This window comes from Streptomyces sp. NPDC002104 (assembly GCF_053593795.1).
This window is the reverse complement of record NZ_JBSFDF010000071.1, coordinates 13713-32483: the sequence shown is the minus strand read 5'-3', so window position 1 is coordinate 32483 and position 18771 is coordinate 13713. Positions and strand designations below refer to the sequence as shown.

The window sequence follows — 18771 nt, the reverse complement described above, 5'->3', positions numbered from 1 at the left end:
GCCCGGTCCGTCCGTTGGCCCATTATCCGCTCTGACGACGATCGGATGTCCCCATGGTCCGCCCACCCTCTTATCAGCTCTCCGACCCGTACGTGCGCTGCGCGCCCGGCGCGGGGTCCGGGGCGCAGCCCCGGGGAACGGGCGAAGGGCGGGTAGGGGACCTCGCCCCGCGCAGCGGTACGCCCGCCACGTGGCACGCCCGCGCCGCGGTACGCCCCCCCGGGGCCGGGTCCCGACGCGCGGCCGTGGCTGCGCCCGGCTCCCCGGTTCCGACCCGGCCAGGGTTACGCTCGGAGCCATGAGCTGGGTCCGGGCGCTGAAGGACACCGCCCGGGCCGGATTGCGGGTCGAGCGGACCCGTCTGCAACCCCTCGTCGCGCTCCGCGCCGCCACCGGCCTCGCGATCGTCATCGGCGCCGGCCTCGCCTTCCTCGGGCCCGGGTCCGCCGCCAGTTCCGCCTTCGGCGCGTACATGGCGGCCGTGGCCACCTTCCAGAAGAGCTGGCGGCCCCGCCCCGCCCTCGCGCTCGCCGCCGGGCTGACGCTGGCCGTGTCCACCTTCATCGGCTATCTCGTCGGGTCCTCGCACACCCTGGCCTTCATGCTGCTGCTCGCCGTATGGAGCTTCGCGGCGGGCCTCATGTGGGCGGCGGGCCCCACCGCCGGCATGATCGCCTCCGGCAACGTCGCGATCATGCTGGTCACCGTCACCCTGCCCACCTCCGTGCCGCAGGCCGCCGGGCACGCCGCGATGATCGCCGCGGGCGGGGTGGTGCAGGCCCTGCTGATCGTGCTCTTCCCCATCCGCCGGTGGGGCGCCCAGCGCGACGCCCTCGCCGACGCGCTGGCCGCCGAGGCCGACTACGCGCGCCGCCTGCGCCAGGACCCGGTCGCCTCCTTCGACCCGCAGCCGCTGATGAGGGCGCGCGACGCGGCCACCGTGACGGCGCGCCAGGCCCGCCGCCGCCCCGCCGAGCTGCACGGGGCGCGGGGGCTCGCGGAGCGGATCCGGCCGGTGCTGGCCCTGCTGGCCGACCCCGCGGTCGGGGCCCCGGCCGAGGGCCCGGCGCGGGACCGGGCCCGGGAGCTGCTCGCCGCGGCCGGGTCGGTGCTGGACGCCGCCGCGTCCGCGATCCGCCGCGGGGAGCCGGTGCGGCCGCCCGCCCCGGCCCTGGCGGTGCTCAAGGCACCCGACACCGCCGATCTGTTCCGGGGCGCCGCGCTGCGCGCCGCGCGCAGGCTCGCCGCCCTGCTGGACGACGTACTCGACACCGCGGAGCCGGGCTCCGGGCGGACCGCCGATCCCGGCGAGTCGATGCTGCGGCCCACCCTGCCGGCGCTGGCGCCGATGGTGCTGGGCGCCGTACGGGCCGAGCTGCGTCCCGGGTCGCCGATCCTGCGGCACGCCGTGCGGGTCACCGCCGTGGCCTGCGCCGGGTACGGCATCGGGCACGTGCTGCCCTTCGGGCACGCCTACTGGGCCCCGATGGCCTCCGTGATGGTCATGCGCCCCGATTTCACGCAGACCTACACCCGGGCCGTGGCCCGCTTCGGCGGCACCCTGGTCGGGGTCGCCCTCGCGACGGCCGTCGTCCAGCTCGCCCACCCGGGGATGTACGTGTCCGGGCTGCTGGCCGTCATCAGCGCGGGCCTGATGTACACCTTCATGCGCACCGGTTACGCCGTCTCGATGGTCTTCGTCTCCGCCTACGTCGTCTTCCTGCTCGGCATGGGCGGCCTGCGCTGGGACCAGACCGTGCCGGACCGCGTCATGCTCACCCTGATCGGCGGGGTCCTCGCGATGATCTCCTACGCCGTCTACCCGGCCTGGGAGACCCCGCGGCTGCGGACCCGGCTGGCCGACTGGGTGGCCGCCGGCGGGCGGTACGCGGCGGCCGTGCTCGGGCAGTACGCCGACCCGGCCGGCGCGCACCGCGCGGAGGTGCGCGAAGCCCTGCTGGCGGTGCGCGACGCCCGGGTCGCCTGGCAGGAGGCGGTGGCCCGGGCCGCCGGGGAGCCGGTGCGCCACCGCGGGATCTCCGGGGCCGCCGCCGAGGAGGCGGGCCGGGCCCTGGCCGCGATGGGCCGCCACACGATGCTGCTGGAGGCGCACTTCCCGGACCGGTCCCGGCCCCCGGTCCCGGGCGCGGCCGAGCTGGCCACGGCGCTGCGCGAGGCGACGGAGGCGGGCGCGAAGGACGTACGGGAGCGCCGGGTGCCCGACTGGGAGGGGGTCCGGGCGGCGCTGGCGGACGGGGAGACCCCCGAGACGGGGGTGCTGCGCGGGGCGGCGCGGCAGCTGCTGGACTCCCTGGAGGAGGTCTCCGACGCGCTGCGGGCCCCGGCCCGGCCCGATCCCGGGGCAGGTCGTCACCCTTAGTGGTGCCGTGCCTCCGTTCGTGCACGTGCATCTGCCCATGCAGGCGTTCATGAACACAGCTATGATCCGGTGCAGTTGACATCTGCACTATCGGGGGCTTCCTGTGGACCACGCGTACAACGGGATGGCAGCTGCAGAGCTAGACGGGGTGACCTGGCAGAAGAGCAGACACAGCAACTCGCAAGGTTCCTGTGTGGAGTTCGCGAAACTGCCCGGAGGCGACGTTGCCATGCGCAACTCGCGGTTTCCGGACGGTCCGGCGCTCGTGTACACGCCGGCCGAGATAGAAGCGCTGCTGCTGGGTGTCAAGGACGGCGAGTTCGACCATCTGATCAGCTGACGAACCGGCTGCGGAGCGGCCGGCGATCAGCCGAAGATCAGCCATGCACGTGCAGCGGCCGGGATTGATCGCCATGATCGATCCCGGCCGTTTGTCGTCCGTGCGGTGATTGGTCCGGTGGTTCAGTCCTGGAGCGTGAACAGCGCCCAGACCACCTTGCCGGTCAGCCGCCCCGCGAGCGGGTGCCAGCCCCAGCTGTCGCTGTAGGAGTCCACGAGGAAGAGCCCGCGCCCCGACTCCAGGTCGCTGTTGCGCTCCGTCGCGTCCGGCGCGAAGCAGCCGCCCGGCCGGTCCTCGCTGGGATCGCGCACCGCGCACACCAGCCGGGTGCTCCACCGCATCAGGTGCAAGCGCACCGGCGGCTCGCTCTCGCCCGGGGCCGGCCGGGAGTCGTCCGGCAGGGCATGGCGCAGCGCGTTGGTGACGAGTTCGGAGACGACCAGTGCCACGTCGTCGAACCGGTCGTCGAGGCCCCACTGGGAAAGGGTGGAACGCGTGAAGGTGCGTGCGCCGCGCACCGCTTCGAAGCGGGCGGGCAGGGCGCAGGACGCGGACCCGGAGACAGCCGTGGGGTCGACCGGGGGAAGCCCCTGCCGTAACGGCTCGAGCATGGTCGATCCATTCGTCCCCATGCGAGGCACTCCCGGGATTCGAAAGAACTGCGGGGCACGCAGGTGCGCGGGACCATGCTTCCGAATGCGAGAGCCGGATGCAAGGGCAGATGCACGTGCACGCGCCGGACCTGTCCGGACCCGTGATGGTTCTTGCTCATTTCTTCCTACGCATACTTACGGACTTCTTTTACAGCGCGGCCAAATCCGTTACAGAACGAGTACGGGCAGATGCGTTTTGGTGGCAGACTGCGGGCCTTGAGGGGCACGGGGGCCCCTGCGACGCAGCCGGAACGCAGTCGTACATGCGTTTCCTTACGTATCCATCCACCGCATGGGGAGGGGCAGGACTCGTGACCGCAGAAGCCAGTGGTTCTGTGGTGCGCCGCATCCTCCTGGGCTCCCAGCTCAGGCGACTCCGAGAATCCCGCGGCATCACCCGTGAGGCGGCCGGTTACTCGATCCGCGCATCCGAATCGAAGATCAGCCGCTTGGAGTTGGGAAGGGTGAGCTTCAAGGCCAGAGACGTCGAGGACCTCCTCACGCTCTACGGAGTCACGGACGGCGCCGAGCGGGAGTCCCTCCTGGGACTGGTCCGCGAGGCCAACGTGGCCGGCTGGTGGCACAGCTACGGAGACGTCCTGCCGGGCTGGTTCCAGACGTACGTGGGGCTGGAGGGCGCCGCCTCGCTCATCCGCATCTACGAGGTGCAGTTCGTGCACGGCCTGCTGCAGACCGAGGCCTACGCCCAGGCCGTCGTCAGCCGCGGCATGCCCGGCGCCGGCCGCGCCGAGATCGACCGCAGGGTCGCGCTGCGCCTGGAGCGCCAGAAGGTACTGGTCTCCGAGAACGCCCCCGTCTTCCACGCCGTCCTCGACGAGGCCGCGCTGCGCCGCCCGTACGGAGACCGGGACGTGATGCGCGGTCAGCTGGAGCACCTCATCGAGATCTCGCAGCGGCCGAACGTGCACCTCCAGGTGATGCCCTTCTCCTTCGGCGGTCACGCCGGCGAGAGCGGCGCCTTCACCCTGCTGCGCTTCCCCGAGTCCGACCTCCAGGACGTCGTCTATCTGGAACAGCTCACCAGCGCCCTCTACCTCGACAAAGAAGAGGAAGTGAGGCAGTACGAGCGCGCGATGGTGCGCCTCCAGGACGACTGCCCCGACCCGGACCAGACCCGGGACCTGCTGCGCGGTCTGCTCCAACTGTCTTGATTCACACGTACTATGACGCCTGATCAGAGCATGACGAGGACCCAGACGCCCCCGTTGACCACGGGGGCCCCGGTGCAGCGCAAGGAAGCGCGTTCGACGTAAGGGATGGCATGTCCATATTCGAGGACCTGGCTCACCAGTACATCGACGGCGAATGGCTGGCCGGCACCGGGTCGTGGGACATCATCGACGTCAACCCGTACAACGGGGAGAAGCTCGCGGCCATCACCGTGGCCACCGTCGAGCAGGTCGACCGGGCCTACCGGGCCGCCGAGCGCGCCCAGAAGGACTGGGCCGCCACCAGCCCCTACACCAGACGAGCCGTCCTGGAACGCGCCCTGCGGATCACCGAGGAGCGCGAGAAGGAGATCGTCGAGGCGATGATCGACGAACTCGGCGGGACCCGGCCCAAGGCCGAGTACGAGGTCCACCTCGCCAAGGAGTTCATCCGCGAGTCCATGCAGCTGGCCGTCCGCCCCGAGGGCCGCATCCTGCCCTCGCCGGTCGAGGGCAAGGAGAACCGGATCCAGCGCCTGCCCGTCGGGGTCGTCGCCGTGATCAGCCCCTTCAACTTCCCCTTCCTGGTCACCCTGAAGTCGGTCGCCCCGGCCCTGGCGCTCGGCAACGCCGTGGTCATCAAGCCGAACCAGAACGCCCCCGTCGTCGGCGGCGGGGTCATCGCCAAGATCTTCGAGGAGGCGGGCCTGCCGGCCGGCCTGCTCAACGTGCTGGTCACCGACATCGCCGAGATAGGCGACGCGCTCCTGACCCACCCCGTCCCCAAGGTCATCTCCTTCGCCGGGTCCGACCGGGTCGGCCGGCACGTCGGAGCGGTCGCCGCCCGCCACTTCAAGCGGACCGTCCTGGAGCTGAGCGGCAACAGCGCGCTGGTCGTCCTCGACGACGCCGACCTCGACTACGCGGTGGACGCGGCCGTCTTCAGCCGCTTCGTCTACCAGGGCCAGGTCTGCATGGCCGCCAACCGGATCCTGGTCGACGCCTCGGTCGCCGAGGAGTTCACCGCGAAGTTCACCACCCGCGTGCGCGCCCTGAAGACCGGCGACCCGCACGAGGCCGACACCCACATCGGCCCGCTGATCAACTCCTTCCAGGCCGACGCCCTCACCGCGCTCGTCGACCGCGCCGTCGCATCCGGCGCGCAGGCGCTCGTACGGGGCTCCACGCGCGGCAACCTGGTCGAGCCCACCGTGCTCGCCGGGCTCCCCGAGGACTCCCCGCTGCTCGGCCAGGAGATCTTCGGCCCCGTCGCCCTGCTCGTCGTCTTCGACGGCGAGGACGAAGCGGTCCGCCTCACCAACGCGACCCCGTACGGGCTGAGCGGCGCCGTCCACACCCGGGACGTGGAGCGCGGGGTCCGCTTCGCGCGGCGCATCGAGACCGGCATGATCCACGTCAACGACTCCACCATCGGGGACGAGCCGCTCGCGGCGTTCGGCGGGGAGAAGGCCTCCGGCATGGGCCGCCTCAACGGGGAGGCCACCATCGAGGCCTTCACCACCCAGAAATGGATCTCCGTCCAGCACGGCCGGACCCAGTTCCCGTTCTAGCCGGACGGGACACCTAGACTCGGACGGGTCAGGCGAGGACCAGTCCGGGGGAGAGCCGAGTTGAGCAACATACCGGAGACCGGGCGCACACCCCGGGTCCAGAACCGGCTCGTCGTGATCCAGATCGTGGTGTTCTCGCTGCTGCTGACCCTCGGCGGGCGGCTGTGGTACCTGCAGATACGCAACGGCCAGGAGTACACGGACGAGGCGAAGAACAACAACACCCAGCAGGTGGTCCAGCCCGCCGTGCGCGGCTCGATCCTGGACGCCCGCGGGGTCCCGCTCGCCGACAACGAGACCCGCATGGTGGTCTCCGCGAGCCGCACCGACCTGTCCAAGATGAAGGACCGCGGCAAGGGCGTCCTGACCCACCTCGCCGGGGTCCTGGGCCTCGACCCCGAGGACGTGGTCAACGGCGTCCGCCTCTGCGACGCCAAGACCCCCAAGCCCTGCTGGAACGGCTCCCCGTACCAGCCGATCCCCATCACGGACGAGGCGACGACCGACCAGGTCCTGGAGATACGGGAGCACGCCGAGCAGTTCCCCGGCATCACCGCCGAGCCCACCGCCCTGCGCCGCTACGCCGGCCCCGACGGCGCCAACACCTCCCAGGTGCTCGGCTACCTCTCGCCGGTGACCGACGAGGAGATCACCAAGGCCAAGGGCTCCGACTCCCCGTACCTGCGCTCCGACCAGGTGGGCCGCAGCGGCCTGGAGCGCACCTACGACAAGGAGCTCCGCGGCAAGGCGGGCATCACCCGCTACGAGGTGGACAACCTCGGGCGGATCATCGGCGAGGGCGTCAGCGACAAGCCGCGGGCCGGCTCGAACATCGTGACCTCGATCGACTCGCGCGTGCAGGCCGTGGCCGAGCGCGAGCTGAACGACGCGATGATCGAGGCCCGCAAGGGCATCGACAAGAACAACACGGGCCGCCACTACGAGGCCGACTCGGGCGCCGTCGTGGTCATGGAGGCCAAGACGGGCCGGGTCGTCGCGATGGCCTCCAACCCGACCTACGACCCGAACGCCTGGGTCGGCGGCATCTCCTCCAAGGACTACGCCTCCCTCACCGACAAGGAATCGAACTACCCGCTGCTGAACCGCGCCATCCAGGGCCAGGCCGCCCCCGGCTCGATCTTCAAGGTGGTCTCCTCGACGGCCGCGGTCAACGCCGGCTACCCCTTCAACCGGCTCTACGGCTGCCCGAGCTCGTACTCGGTCGGCAGCCAGGTCTTCACCAACTTCGAGTCCCAGGGCTACGGCGACATCACCATCGGCAAGGCCCTGGAAGTCTCCTGCGACACCGTCTACTACGCCATCGCCGACAAGGAGTGGAAGAAGGACGGCGGCATCAAGCCCAAGGCCAAGCCGAGCGACTGGTTCTTCAAGACCGCCCACGAGTTCGGCCTCGGCAAGCGCACCGGCATCGACCTGCCCAGCGAGGTCCCGGGCCGGGTCCCCGACCGCCAGTGGAAGAAGGAGTTCTTCGAGGCGAGCAGGGCCGCCTGGTGCCGCGACGGCAAGAAGAACGGCTCGTACGCCGAGAAGATCGCCTACGAGAACTGCCGCCAGGGCAACCAGCTCCGCGAGGGCGACGCGATCAACTACTCCATCGGCCAGGGCGACACCCTCGTCACCCCGATCCAGATGGCCTCCGTCTACGCGGCCATCGCCAACGGCGGCACCCTGCACCAGCCCAGCATCGGCAAGGCCGTGGTCAGCGCCGACGGCGCCTCGGTCAAGGAGATCGCCCCCAAGGTGCAGGGCAAGCTCCCCATGAACAGCAAGCTCCGGAGTGACATCGACGGGGCCCTCGCGGCCGTGGCAACCACCGGCAGCGCGGCCTGGCGGTTCGGCGGCTGGCCGCAGAAGCAGATCCCGATGCACGCGAAGACCGGTACGGCCGAGGTCCAGGGCAAGCAGACCACCTCGTGGTTCGCCTCCTACACCGAGGACTACGCGATCGTGATGACCATCTCCCAGGGCGGCACCGGCTCCGGCGCCTCGGGACCGGCCGTCCGCAACATCTACGAGGCGATGTACGGCCTCGACGACAAGGGCGCCCAGGACCTGAAGAAGGCCCTGCTCCCCAAGCCCCAGAAGGAACTCCCGCCGGTCCGGCAGGAAAACCAGTAAAGACGCGGGGAACGGCGGCATTGCGGACAGGACCTGACCGCAAGGGTTCGTACCGTGGTTCTTGTCAGCAGGAGAGACAAGCACCACGGACGGAACAGAAGGCGGTCAGGTCATGGCTCAGATTTCCATGGAGGTCCCCGGTGACGAGCGCGCCACGCTCCTCGCCTTCGTCGAGGCCCAGCGCACGGCGCTGCGCGAGGCCGCGCAGGGACTGACCGAGGAGCAGGCGGCGAGCCGGCCCAGTGCCAGCGAGCTCTCCCTGTCCGGGCTGCTCAAGCACGTGGCCGGCTGCGAGGCGGGCTGGCTGCGGATGGCGCGGGGCGTCACCGAGTACCCGGAGGGCGAGGGCGACTGGGCCGACGGCTTCCGGCTGGTCGAGGGCGAGACCATGCCGTCGGTACTGGCCTACTGGGACGGGGTCAGGAAGGAGACGGAGGCGTTCATCGCCGCGGTCCCCAGCCTCGACGACAGCTTCCCGCTGCCCCCGGCCCCGTGGTTCCCGGCGGACGCCAAGGTCTCGATGCGCTGGATGCTCCTGCACCTGGTGGAGGAGTTCGCCCGGCACGCGGGCCACGCCGACATCATCCGCGAGTCCATCGACGGCACCCGCGCCATGGGCTAGGCGCAGCACCCGTCCACGGCTCCCGGCCGCGGCACCCGGCCACGGCCTGGCCGCGGTGCTCCGGGGCCGGGTCAGTAGCCTGGCCCCATGTCAGCGATCCGTCTCCTCGTCCTCGGCGCCGTCCGCCAGCACGGGCGGGCCCACGGCTACCAGGTCCGGGCCGATCTGGAGTTCTGGGGCGCCCACGAGTGGTCGAACACCAAACCCGGATCGATCTACCACGCGCTCAAGCAGATGGCCAAGCAGGGCGTCCTGCTGGCCCACGAGGTGGCCCCGTCCGCGGCGGGCGGGCCGCCGCGGACCGAGTACGAGCTCACGGAGGCGGGCCGCGCGGAGTACTTCAAGCTGCTCCGCGAGGCGCTGTCCTCCGCCGACCAGAAGGCCGACGTCCTCGCCTCCGCCCTCGGCTTCATGGTCGACCTGCCGCGCGCCGAGGCCCTGGCCCTGCTGCGCGAGCGCCTGGGCCGGCTGGCCGCGTGGCGTTCCGCCGTCACGGACCACTACGTCCCCGAGGAGGGCCCCGAGCCGCTGGGCCACATCGGCGAGATCATGCACCGCTGGATCCACTCGGCGGACGCCGAGGCGGACTGGACCCGGGGTCTGATCGGCCGGATCGAGGACGGCGCGTACTCCTTCGCCGACGACCCGGGCAACGCCTTCGCGGGGGTCCTCGCCCCGTCCTCCTGAACTGCCCGCCTCCCGCACTGCCCGCCCGCCGGGCTTGCACCTCACGCGGCGTGAGGGGCCAGGCTGGCCGCGTACCCGAGAAGAGGAGCGGAAAGCGATGGGCTACTCCGTGGGCCAGGTCGCCGGATTCGCCGGAGTGACGGTGCGCGCGCTGCACCACTACGACGAGATCGGGCTGCTCTCCCCGAGCGGCCGCAGCGGGGCGGGACACCGGCGGTACGACGACGCCGACCTCGACCGGCTGCAGCGGATCCTGTTCTACCGGGAGCTCGGCTTCCCGCTCGAAGAGGTCGCGGTCCTGCTGGACGATCCGGAGGCGGACCCGGGGGAGCACCTGCGCCGGCAGCACGCCCTGCTGTCCGGGCGGATCGCCCGGCTCCAGCGGATGGCCGCGGCCGTCGAGCACGCCATGGAGGCGAAGAAGATGGGCATCAACCTCACCCCCGAGGAGAAGTTCGAGGTGTTCGGGGAGTTCGACCCCGAGGAGCACGCCGAGGAGGCCGAGCGCCGCTGGGGCGACACCTACCGGGAGTCCGCCCGCCGGACCGCTTCCTACACCAAGGAGGACTGGCTGCGGATCCAGGCCGTGGCCGAGGACATCAACCGGCGGTTCGCCGCCCTGCTGGACTCCGGGACGCCCGCGGAGTCCGAGGAGGCCATGGACCTGGCCGAGGAGCACCGCGGCTGGATCAACGCCGGCTACTACTTCTGCACCTACGAGATCCACACCGGCCTCGGCGAGATGTACGTGGCGGACGAGCGGTTCACCGCGTACTACGAGGCCGTCCGGCCCGGGCTGGCGGTGTTCGTGCGGGACGCGATCCTGGCCAACGCCGTCCGCAACCTGTAGCCCCGGGGCTGGAACCGGGTGGGGGTGGTGTGCGTTCATACTGGGACGGACACCCCCCGATCCAGGAGAGCCCGGAACCCGTGAATACGCTTGCGCTCGGCCCCGAGTGGATCTCCCCGGAGTATCTGATCGGGCAATTCGGCCTGGTCGGCACCCTGATCATCGTGTTCGCCGAATCGGGGCTCTTCGCCTTCCTGCCCGGTGACTCCCTGCTCTTCACGATGGGGCTGTTCGTCGCGAGCGGTGCCGTCACGCAGCCGTTGTGGCTGGTGTGCACCCTGATCGTGGTCGCCGCGATCCTCGGTGACCAGGTCGGCTACATGATCGGCAAGGTCTTCGGCCCGAAGATCTTCAACAAGCCGAACTCCAAGCTCTTCAAGCGCGAGAACCTCGACGCGGCGCACGATTTCATGGAGAAGCACGGCCCCAAGGCCATCGTGCTCGCGCGCTTCGTGCCGATCATCCGCACCTTCGCGCCGATGGTCGCGGGCGCCAGCGCGATGAAGTACCGCACCTTCCTGACGTTCAACGTCATCGGCGGCGTCCTGTGGGGCGCGGGCGTCACGATCCTGGGCTACCAGCTCGGCCAGTTCGAGGTCATCAAGGACAACGTCGAGCCGATCTTCATCGGCATCGTCCTCGTCTCGGTGATCCCGGTGATCTTCGAGGTGCTCAAGTCCCGCAAGCAGAAGAAGGCGGCGGCGCAGGCCACAGGCGCGCAGCCCGGCGACGACCAGACCCCGGGCCAGCAGCGCAGCGGCCGCCACGCGAAGCGCTAGCAGCCGCGAGGAGCCCCGTACGATGCCCCGCCGGCCGGGACGCCCGGCCCGGCGGGGCATCGGCGTGTCCGGGGGCCGCCGGGCGCCCTAGAAGCCGCGGGTGCGCTTCGCCGCGCCGCGTTTGGCCGCGCTGGCCGCGCCGGGGATGCGCATGAAGAGGCGGGAGGTCTCGGAGCCGAGGTTGACGCCGATCGCGATGGCCAGCGCGATGGCCGCGGCGTTCGTCAGGGAGCCCAGCCCCTCGTTCAGCCGGTCCTCGGCGATCAGCAGGAGCCCGTAGTACGTGGCCGATCCGGGCAGCAGCGGACCGATGGCGGCCGTGACGAAGGGGAGGGCCGAGGAGAACCGGTGCCGGGCGAGGAGCTGTCCGAAGAGGCCGACCAGCCCGGCGGCGATCGCCGTGGACGGCACCGGGGGCATCTTGGCGGCGTAGTGCAGGGCCCCGTAGATCACCCAGGCGATCCCGCCGTTCAGCGTCACGAACCACACGGTGGAACGTTCCTGCTGGAGCAGGATCGCGAACGTGAACACCAGGACCATCGAGGCGGCGATCTGGAGCAGGGGCCGCTGCTCGATCTGCAGGACGTCCTCCGGCTGCGGATTGGAGCCGAACTGGACGCCGACGAAGAGCACCACCAGCACGCCCATGATGATGCCGATGAAGAGGTACATGACCTCCAGCAGCCGGGCGGACGCGGTGATGTAGTAGCCGGTCAGACCGTCCTGCACGGCCGCGACCAGGGCCCGCCCCGGCAGCAGGGCGAACAGCCCACCGGTGATGATCGCCGAGGAACGCACGTCGAGGTCGGTCATCTTCAGGGCCACGCCCATCGCCGCCGGCGGCATCGCCGCGACCACGAACTGGTAGAACTCCGGCAGCCCGCGCCCGGCGCACAGCCAGGCCAGCCGGTCACCGAGCACCGCCCCCAGTGCGGCTGCGAAGAACACCAGCACGCCACCGCCGACCAGCGTGGAGGCCGCGCCGGCGAGCAGGCCGGCGGCGCCGGTGAGCACCCAGCCGGGGTACGGGTGCCGGTTGCGGCGGATCTCGGCGAGCCGGCGGTAGGCGTCCTCCAGCGAGATCTCGACCTCGTGCGCGGTGATGTCGTTGACGAGGGCGAACACCGCCGAGAGCCGGGTGTAGTCCGTGCCGCGGCGGCGGACGGTGCGGTTCGCCGACACGGGGTCGTCCACCAGGGAGGGCTGGTGGGTGATCGACAGCAGGGTGAAGGTGACGGTGGGCTCGCAGCGGTCCAGGCCGTAGCTGCGGGCCACGGCGAACATCGCGGCCTCCACGTCCTCGGCGCCCTCGCCGCCCGAGAGCAGCAGCTCGCCGATGCGCAGCGTCAGGTCGAGCACGCGGCCCACGGCGGGCCCGGTCTCCACGGCCAGCCGCTGCGAGGGCTCCGGCACCGGCCGGACATCGACCGGCATGCGCAGCACCGTGCGCATGCGGTCCTGCCAGGGGGACTCCTTCAACCGGGTGACGGGGAAACCCGTCGGGCCGGTGTAGGCCGGCGGGGAGTGGGCGGCGCTGTAGGTGTGCGGGGTGGCGAAGGCGGACGCCGGGCCGTCGGGGTCCACGGGCACCGAGGCGAGGCCGTCGGGGACGGCGAACTCGGAGGTCGGCTGGTCCTCCTCGGTCGCGTCGGGGTCCACCCCGACCCCGTCCGGCACGGCGAACGCGCTGTGCGCCTCGTCCGACTTCGGCTTCCGGTCCTCTGTCCCGGATCCCTCGCCCTCCGCCACGCGTCCTCCAGTCCCTGGCCCGGCCCGTATCAGTATGCGGAACGCCTTGATCCGTCGCGCAGGCAGGACCGCGCCGGACCGGCACCGTCTCCCGTACCCGAAGACGCACGGGAGACACGCGGGTGGTGTGCGTGAGGCCCGTGGGAGGCGCCGGTGAGGCGCGGGGGCGAGGTGCGGGGGCGAGGTGCGCGGGAGACGGGGGTCGGACGCGCCGGGCACCTCCGGACACGACGACGGGCGGCACCCCGTTCAAGGGGTGCCGCCCGTGGTGTCACAGGGGTCGCAGCGGCCTCAGACCCGTTCGGTCAGTCCCGCTCCGTCACCGAGCGGAGCTCAGTGGTGGCCGCCCTGGGCCTCGAGGCGCTTGAAGGAGGCCTCGATCTCGGCCTCGGCCTCGGTACGGCCGACCCAGTTCGCGCCCTCGACCGACTTGCCCGGCTCCAGGTCCTTGTAGACCTCGAAGAAGTGCTGGATCTCCAGGCGGTCGAACTCGGACACGTGGTGGATGTCGCGCAGGTGCTCCACACGCGGGTCGGACGCCGGCACGCACAGCAGCTTGGCGTCGCCGCCCGCCTCGTCGGTCATGTTGAACATGCCGATCGCGCGGCACTTGATCAGGCAGCCCGGGAAGGTCGGCTCGTCAAGGATGACCAGCGCGTCCAGCGGGTCGCCGTCCTCGCCGAGGGTGTTCTCGACGAAGCCGTAGTCGGCCGGGTAGCTGGTCGAGGTGAAGAGGCGACGGTCCAGACGGATCCGGCCGGTCTCGTGGTCCACCTCGTACTTGTTCCGCGAACCCTTGGGGATCTCGATGGTGACGTCGAACTCCACGTCCTGCTCCTCCATGATCAGCTTCAGCAGCTTGATTGCTTCGGGACTGCGCCGACTCACCTGCGTGCGTGGCCGACCCGGCCCTGCCGGGTGGGGTGCCATGCTCGCGGCAAGACGCAATGGTTAAGTGTCCCTCACGCATATGTGTGATCGCGAAAGGGGCTGGTCCGAGGTGCCATTGGCCAAGACATGGCAGCTCATCGCGGTGTCGGCCGTCGCCGGCCTCGCCCTGTCGGCCGCGACGGTGGCCGCCGCGGGTCCCTGGGACTCCGGCCAGCGTAAGGCCGAGCGGGACAGGGCCGCCTCCTGGAGCCGTACGGGTGGCGCAGATCACGGTACGGACCCCGCCGCGGCGCTCCCGCGGGCCGCCCCCAGCGCCCCCGGAGTGCTCGCCGGCGTCCGCCCGGCCGGAGCGGGGCCGGGCGAGGGCCTCGGGGACGGCTCAGGGGACGGCACCGGGAAGCAGGCAGGCGCCGTGGACCCCGGCGCCCTCGCCGCGGCCCTGCGGCCGCTGCTCGCCGACCCCGCGCTGGGGACCCTCCAGGGCGCCTCCGTGATCGACACCGCCACCGGCACGGTCCTCTTCGAGTCCGGGGCCCGGGAACCCATGACCCCCGCCTCCACGGTCAAGATCGCCACCGCCGCGGCCGCCCTCGCGGCCCTCGGTCCCGACCACCGGATCCGCACCACCGTGACCCCGGGCGCCGGAACCGGCCGGATCGTCCTGGTCGGCGGCGGCGACCCCTCGCTCACCGCCAGGAAGAAGGCCCCCGCCGGGTCCGGCGGCAGCCTCGTCGCCCTCGCCGCGGACACCGCGCAGGCCCTCAAGGCCGCCGGCACCACCTCCGTGTCCCTCGGCTACGACGACTCGCTCTACACCGGCCCCGTCCTGCACCCGATCGGCGCCAATCCCAACCTCGCGCCCGTCACGGCCCTGACCGCCGACGAAGGACGCCCCGACGAGTCCTTCTCCGGCCCCGTCAAGCGCAGCACGGACCCCTCCCGCGACACCGCCCGGGCCTTCGCCGCCCTGCTGGGGGAGCGCGGGGTCAAGGTCACCGGCGAACCCGTCAGGGCCAAGGCCGCCACGGGCGCCGTCCCGCTCGCCGCCACCCTGTCGCCGCCGCTCGCCGGGCTCGTCGAGCGGATGCTGACCTACAGCGACAACGACATCGCCGAAGCCCTCGCCCGCCAGACCGCCCTCGCCTGCGGAGCACCCGCGAGCTTCGACGGCGTCGCCCGCGCCACCGGCGCGAAACTCGCCGCCCTCGGCGTCGACACCGCCGGAACCCGCTTCGCCGACGGCAGTGGGCTGGGCCGCGCCGACAGGATCAGCGCCGGCCTGCTCACCGCGATCCTCGCCAAGGCCGCCGACCCGCAGCGGCCGGAGCTGCGGCCCGTCCTCACCGGACTGCCCGTCGCCGGATTCACCGGCACCCTGCGGGGCCGCAACTCCGGCACCTCCCCGGCGGCCGGCCTGCTGCGGGCCAAGACGGGCACCCTGACCGGCGTGAACTCCCTGGCCGGCACCGTCGTCGACCCCACCGGCCGACTGCTCGCCTTCGCGTTCCTGACCGCGAACACCCCGGACGCCGGCCCCGCCGAGAAGGGCCTCGACAAGCTCGCGGCCGCCGTGGCCACCGCCAACTGAGGATCCCGCCCGGCTCCTGGGGATCCCGCCCGCGCCGAGGTCCACGTACGGTTGACGCATGACGAGCTTCGGTGGTGCGGAGATGGTCGACTGGAACCTCGCGGTGGCGACCGCGACCAGGCTCGTGCGGCCCGGTCCGGAGGTGAGCCGGGACGAGGCGCGGGCCGTCGTCGCGGAGCTGCGCAGGCACGCCAAGACCTCCGAACGGCACGTGCGCGAGTTCACCCGGATGATGCCCGAGGGCATGACCCCGGCCGACACCCCCGTCCTCGTCGTGGACCGGGCCGGCTGGGTCAAGGCCAACGTGGCGGGCTTCCGCGAGCTCCTGTCCCCCCTCCTCGGCAAGATGCAGGACCGCCGCTCCGGCACCCCCGGCGGCGCCGTCCTCGGCGCGGTCGGCGGCAAGGTCACCGGAGTCGAGCTGGGCATGCTGCTCAGCTTCCTGGCCTCCCGCGTGCTCGGCCAGTACGAGACCTTCGCGCCCGCGGGCCTCGACCTCCCGGGCTCCGCCACGGGCGGCCGGCTGCTGCTCGTCGCGCCGAACATCGTCCACGTGGAGCGGGAGCTGGAGGTGGACCCCCACGACTTCCGGCTCTGGGTCTGCCTGCACGAGGAGACGCACCGTACCCAGTTCACGGCCGTCCCGTGGCTCCGCGAACACCTGGAGGGCGAAATCCAGACGTTCCTCGGCGCCACCGAAATGGACCCGATGAACGTGCTGGAGCGGCTGCGCGAGGCCGCCCAGTCCTTCGCCGGCGCCCGCCCCGACGCGGAGAGCGGGGACGAGGGCCGCTCCCTCGTCGAGCTCGTCCAGACCCCCGAGCAGCGCGAGGTACTGGCCCGCCTCACCGCCGTCATGTCCCTCCTGGAGGGCCACGCCGACTTCGTCATGGACGGGGTCGGCCCCGAGGTCGTGCCCTCGGTCTCCGAGATCCGCGAGAAGTTCCAGCAGCGCAGGGCCAGCGGAGCCGGCCGGCTCGACGCCGCCCTGCGCAAGCTCCTCGGCCTCGACGCCAAGCTGCGCCAGTACCGCGACGGGGAGCGCTTCGTGCGCGCCGTCGTCGGCCAGGTCGGCATGGACGGCTTCAACCGGGTCTGGACCTCCCCGAACACACTGCCGACCAAGTCCGAGATCGCCAGGCCCGCGGACTGGGTGGCCCGCGTCCACCGCAAGGGGAGCGAGCAGAGCGAGGCAAGCGAAGAGGTGTGATCACAGAGGCGTAAAGATGTCCCTCTGGGGGAAGCAGCGTCACCCGTCCGAGGGACCGTGGGGCGTGGAAGGGCGTGCGATGCTCAGGGAACGGCTCGGTTCTGTCACCATCGACGCACTCTGAGTGACAACCCCCCGCCCGCGGGGGGAGCCGGGCAGCACCCCGGCACACCACCTCCCACGCCTCCCCAGCGCCTCCGAGGCACCGAACTCCACCGAAGGGCACCGGACATGGGTCCCCATCCTGCGGTCGCGGCGATACGCCTGGCGGTCCGCCGCGTACTCCACGACGTCCTCACCGACCTCACTGACCGCCCCGCTCCCACCCCCGCACCCCGGGTCGGCCGCCCCGGCCGCACCGTCGGCTCCTCGGCCGGTGCCGCCCCCCACGACCCCCTCCCCGGCACCGCCCCGCTGGTCCTCGTGGCCTGCTCCGGCGGCGCGGACTCCATGGCGCTCGCCTCCGCCCTCGCCTTCGAGGCCCCCAAACTCGGAATCCGGGCCGGCGGCATCACCGTCGACCACGGCCTCCAGGACGGCTCCGCCCTGCGCGCCGCCGAGGTCGTCTCCCGCATGACCGCGCTGGGCCTCGGCCCCGTGGAGTCCGTCGCCGTGCGCGTCGGCCGCGACGGAGGCCCCGAAGCCGCCGCCCGCGACGCCCGCTACGCGGCCCTGGACGAGGCCGCCGACCGGCTGGGCGCCGTCGCCGTGCTGCTCGGCCACACCCGCGACGACCAAGCCGAAACCGTCCTGCTGGGCCTCGCCCGCGGCTCCGGCATCCGCTCGCTCTCCGGCATGGCCGAGGTCTCCGGAGGCCCCGGGGACCCCGGCGCGCGAGGCGGCCGCAGCCACCGCTACCGCCGGCCGTTCCTCCAGGTGGACCGGCAGACCGCCCGCAAGGCCTGCATGGTCCAGTCCCTGTCGGTCTGGGACGACCCGCACAACCTCGACCCCGCCTACACCCGCTCCCGGCTGCGCCACGAGGGACTGCCCGCCCTCGAGAAGGCACTCGGCAAGGGAGTCGTGGAGGCGCTCGCCCGCACCGCCCAGCTCTCCCGCGACGACGCCGACGCCCTGGACGCCTGGGCCGCCGAGGCCGAGACCGGCGTACGCGACGAGGACGGCCGCCTGGAGTGCGCCAAGCTGTACGCCCTGCCCCCCGCGGTCCGCCGCCGCGTACTGCGCCGGGCGGTCGTCGCCGCCGGTTCCCCCGCCGGTTCCCTCTTCGCCCGCCACATCGAGGAAGTCGACCGGCTCATCACCGGATGGCGCGGTCAGGGAGCCATCAACCTGCCCGGCCGGGTCGAGGCCCAGCGGCAGGGTGGCAGACTGGTCATCCGGCAGGGCTGATTGGTGCTGAAACACGGCTGAGACCTCCGGGGTCACCCCCGGAGCCCCAGCCGACAACGAAAGTGATGCGGGTGGACGAGAAGGACATGGGCAGCGACCTCCAGTCGGTGCTCATCACCAAGGAAGAGATCGACGCGAAGCTGGCCGAGCTGGCCGCGAAGATCGACGCGGAGTACGCGGGCAAGGACCTGCTCATCGTCGGCGTCCTCAAGGGCGCGGTGATGGTGATGGCGGACCTGGCGCGTGCCTTGTCCACCCCGCTCACCATGGACTGGATGGCGGTGTCCTCGTACGGCGCCGGGACCCAGTCCTCGGGCGTGGTCCGGATCCTGAAGGACCTGGACACCGACATCAAGGACAAGCACGTCCTGATCGTCGAGGACATCATCGACTCGGGCCTGACCCTGTCGTGGCTGCTGTCGAACCTCGGCTCCCGCCAGCCGGCCTCCCTGGAGGTCGTCACGCTGCTGCGCAAGCCCGACGCCGCCAAGGTCGCGATCGACGTGAAGTGGGTCGGCTTCGACATCCCGAACGAGTTCGTCGTCGGCTACGGCCTCGACTACGCCGAGAAGTACCGCAACCTGCCGTTCGTCGGCACCCTCGCCCCCCACGTCTACGGCGGCTGATCCAGCGCCCGACAGGGGAACCCTGGAGCGTTTCCCGCCGTTGGAGCATGGAAAGGCGGGTCTGTCAGCCGTCCCATGAGGCCACGGGTGACAATGCAGGGGTACATTCCGAAGAACAGTCTTTACTCACAGCAGCATTTACCTACGGGCAGGAGGGACGGGGTGCC

15 protein-coding genes and 1 pseudogene are annotated in these 18771 nt (G+C 71.7%); 13 read left to right on the top strand and 3 right to left on the bottom strand.

The window, feature by feature from the left end:
* Window positions 1–298: 298 nt before the first annotated feature.
* Together ACWCP2_RS35235 and ACWCP2_RS35230 are read left to right on the top strand one after the other, a co-directional pair.
* A complete protein-coding gene (locus ACWCP2_RS35235; protein ID WP_450912632.1) occupies window positions 299–2380 on the top strand; it encodes an FUSC family protein in 2082 nt (693 codons plus the stop codon).
* Window positions 2381–2483: 103 nt separating this feature from the next.
* Window positions 2484–2720: a DUF397 domain-containing protein gene (locus ACWCP2_RS35230; RefSeq protein ID WP_112450436.1), complete on the top strand. Its 237-nt coding sequence runs from the start codon at window positions 2484–2486 to the stop codon at window positions 2718–2720.
* 122 nt (window positions 2721–2842) lie between these two features.
* Here ACWCP2_RS35230 and ACWCP2_RS35225 read toward each other — a convergent pair whose 3' ends face one another.
* Window positions 2843–3331, bottom strand: a complete 489-nt coding sequence (locus ACWCP2_RS35225) for an ATP-binding protein (RefSeq protein ID WP_450912631.1) — start codon at window positions 3329–3331, stop codon at window positions 2843–2845.
* Window positions 3332–3636: 305 nt separating this feature from the next.
* On the opposite strand from ACWCP2_RS35225, the gene ACWCP2_RS35220 reads away from it, so the two are divergent.
* The 7 genes and pseudogenes from ACWCP2_RS35220 (at window position 3637) to ACWCP2_RS35190 (ending at window position 11190) form a co-directional block, all read left to right on the top strand.
* Window positions 3637–4545, top strand: coding sequence for a helix-turn-helix domain-containing protein (locus ACWCP2_RS35220; RefSeq protein WP_450912630.1), 909 nt, complete (start codon window positions 3637–3639; stop codon window positions 4543–4545).
* Window positions 4546–4655: 110 nt separating this feature from the next.
* Window positions 4656–6113 carry an aldehyde dehydrogenase family protein gene (locus tag ACWCP2_RS35215; RefSeq protein ID WP_450912629.1) on the top strand — a complete coding sequence of 486 codons (1458 nt, stop codon included), beginning with the start codon at window positions 4656–4658 and terminating at the stop codon, window positions 6111–6113.
* 60 nt (window positions 6114–6173) lie between these two features.
* A pseudogene (gene mrdA, locus ACWCP2_RS35210) lies at window positions 6174–8243 on the top strand (penicillin-binding protein 2); the annotation flags it as partial.
* Between the two features lie 121 nt (window positions 8244–8364).
* Complete coding sequence (locus ACWCP2_RS35205) at window positions 8365–8874, top strand: DinB family protein (RefSeq protein WP_450912628.1); 510 nt, start codon at window positions 8365–8367, stop codon at window positions 8872–8874.
* 87 nt (window positions 8875–8961) lie between these two features.
* Window positions 8962–9561 (top strand): PadR family transcriptional regulator, encoded by a 600-nt coding sequence (locus ACWCP2_RS35200; RefSeq protein ID WP_450912627.1) that lies wholly within the window; start codon window positions 8962–8964, stop codon window positions 9559–9561.
* A gap of 97 nt (window positions 9562–9658) precedes the next feature.
* Window positions 9659–10411 carry a MerR family transcriptional regulator gene (locus ACWCP2_RS35195; protein ID WP_450912626.1) on the top strand — a complete coding sequence of 251 codons (753 nt, stop codon included), beginning with the start codon at window positions 9659–9661 and terminating at the stop codon, window positions 10409–10411.
* An 80-nt stretch (window positions 10412–10491) separates the two neighbouring features.
* Window positions 10492–11190, top strand: coding sequence for a DedA family protein (locus ACWCP2_RS35190; protein WP_450912625.1), 699 nt, complete (start codon window positions 10492–10494; stop codon window positions 11188–11190).
* Between the two features lie 87 nt (window positions 11191–11277).
* On the opposite strand, the gene ACWCP2_RS35185 is transcribed toward ACWCP2_RS35190, so the two are convergent.
* On the bottom strand, window positions 11278–12939 hold the full coding sequence (locus ACWCP2_RS35185) for a threonine/serine ThrE exporter family protein (protein WP_450912624.1): 1662 nt from the start codon (window positions 12937–12939) through the stop codon (window positions 11278–11280).
* A gap of 333 nt (window positions 12940–13272) precedes the next feature.
* Window positions 13273–13767 (bottom strand): inorganic diphosphatase, encoded by a 495-nt coding sequence (locus ACWCP2_RS35180; RefSeq protein ID WP_030756147.1) that lies wholly within the window; start codon window positions 13765–13767, stop codon window positions 13273–13275.
* A 142-nt stretch (window positions 13768–13909) separates the two neighbouring features.
* Here ACWCP2_RS35180 and dacB point away from each other — a divergent pair, with 142 nt between their 5' ends.
* The 4 genes from dacB to hpt all read left to right on the top strand — a co-directional run bounded on the left by dacB (window position 13910) and on the right by hpt (window position 18604).
* Entirely contained in the window at window positions 13910–15418 is a 1509-nt protein-coding gene (gene dacB, locus ACWCP2_RS35175; protein ID WP_450912623.1) for a D-alanyl-D-alanine carboxypeptidase/D-alanyl-D-alanine endopeptidase, read from the top strand.
* A 58-nt stretch (window positions 15419–15476) separates the two neighbouring features.
* On the top strand, window positions 15477–16628 hold the full coding sequence (locus ACWCP2_RS35170; RefSeq protein ID WP_450912622.1) for a zinc-dependent metalloprotease: 1152 nt from the start codon (window positions 15477–15479) through the stop codon (window positions 16626–16628).
* A gap of 231 nt (window positions 16629–16859) precedes the next feature.
* Window positions 16860–17978, top strand: coding sequence for a tRNA lysidine(34) synthetase TilS (tilS, locus tag ACWCP2_RS35165; protein ID WP_450912621.1), 1119 nt, complete (start codon window positions 16860–16862; stop codon window positions 17976–17978).
* Window positions 17979–18043: 65 nt separating this feature from the next.
* A complete protein-coding gene (gene hpt, locus ACWCP2_RS35160) occupies window positions 18044–18604 on the top strand; it encodes a hypoxanthine phosphoribosyltransferase (RefSeq protein WP_030158549.1) in 561 nt (186 codons plus the stop codon).
* Window positions 18605–18771: the final 167 nt, after the last annotated feature.

Excerpts from the sequence above, each read along its gene's own strand:
- dacB (WP_450912623.1), top strand. The coding sequence starts at position 13,910 with ATGTGTGATCGCGAAAGGGGCTGGTCCGAGGTGCCATTGGCCAAGACA.
- ACWCP2_RS35220 (WP_450912630.1), top strand. The coding sequence starts at position 3,637 with ATGCGTTTCCTTACGTATCCATCCACCGCATGGGGAGGGGCAGGACTC.
- ACWCP2_RS35225 (WP_450912631.1), bottom strand. The coding sequence starts at position 3,331 with ATGCTCGAGCCGTTACGGCAGGGGCTTCCCCCGGTCGACCCCACGGCT.
- tilS (WP_450912621.1), top strand. The coding sequence starts at position 16,860 with ATGGGTCCCCATCCTGCGGTCGCGGCGATACGCCTGGCGGTCCGCCGC.
- ACWCP2_RS35215 (WP_450912629.1), top strand. The coding sequence starts at position 4,656 with ATGTCCATATTCGAGGACCTGGCTCACCAGTACATCGACGGCGAATGG.
- ACWCP2_RS35235 (WP_450912632.1), top strand. The coding sequence starts at position 299 with ATGAGCTGGGTCCGGGCGCTGAAGGACACCGCCCGGGCCGGATTGCGG.
- ACWCP2_RS35195 (WP_450912626.1), top strand. The coding sequence starts at position 9,659 with ATGGGCTACTCCGTGGGCCAGGTCGCCGGATTCGCCGGAGTGACGGTG.
- ACWCP2_RS35170 (WP_450912622.1), top strand. The coding sequence starts at position 15,477 with ATGACGAGCTTCGGTGGTGCGGAGATGGTCGACTGGAACCTCGCGGTG.
- ACWCP2_RS35200 (WP_450912627.1), top strand. The coding sequence starts at position 8,962 with ATGTCAGCGATCCGTCTCCTCGTCCTCGGCGCCGTCCGCCAGCACGGG.
- ACWCP2_RS35205 (WP_450912628.1), top strand. The coding sequence starts at position 8,365 with ATGGCTCAGATTTCCATGGAGGTCCCCGGTGACGAGCGCGCCACGCTC.
- hpt (WP_030158549.1), top strand. The coding sequence starts at position 18,044 with ATGCGGGTGGACGAGAAGGACATGGGCAGCGACCTCCAGTCGGTGCTC.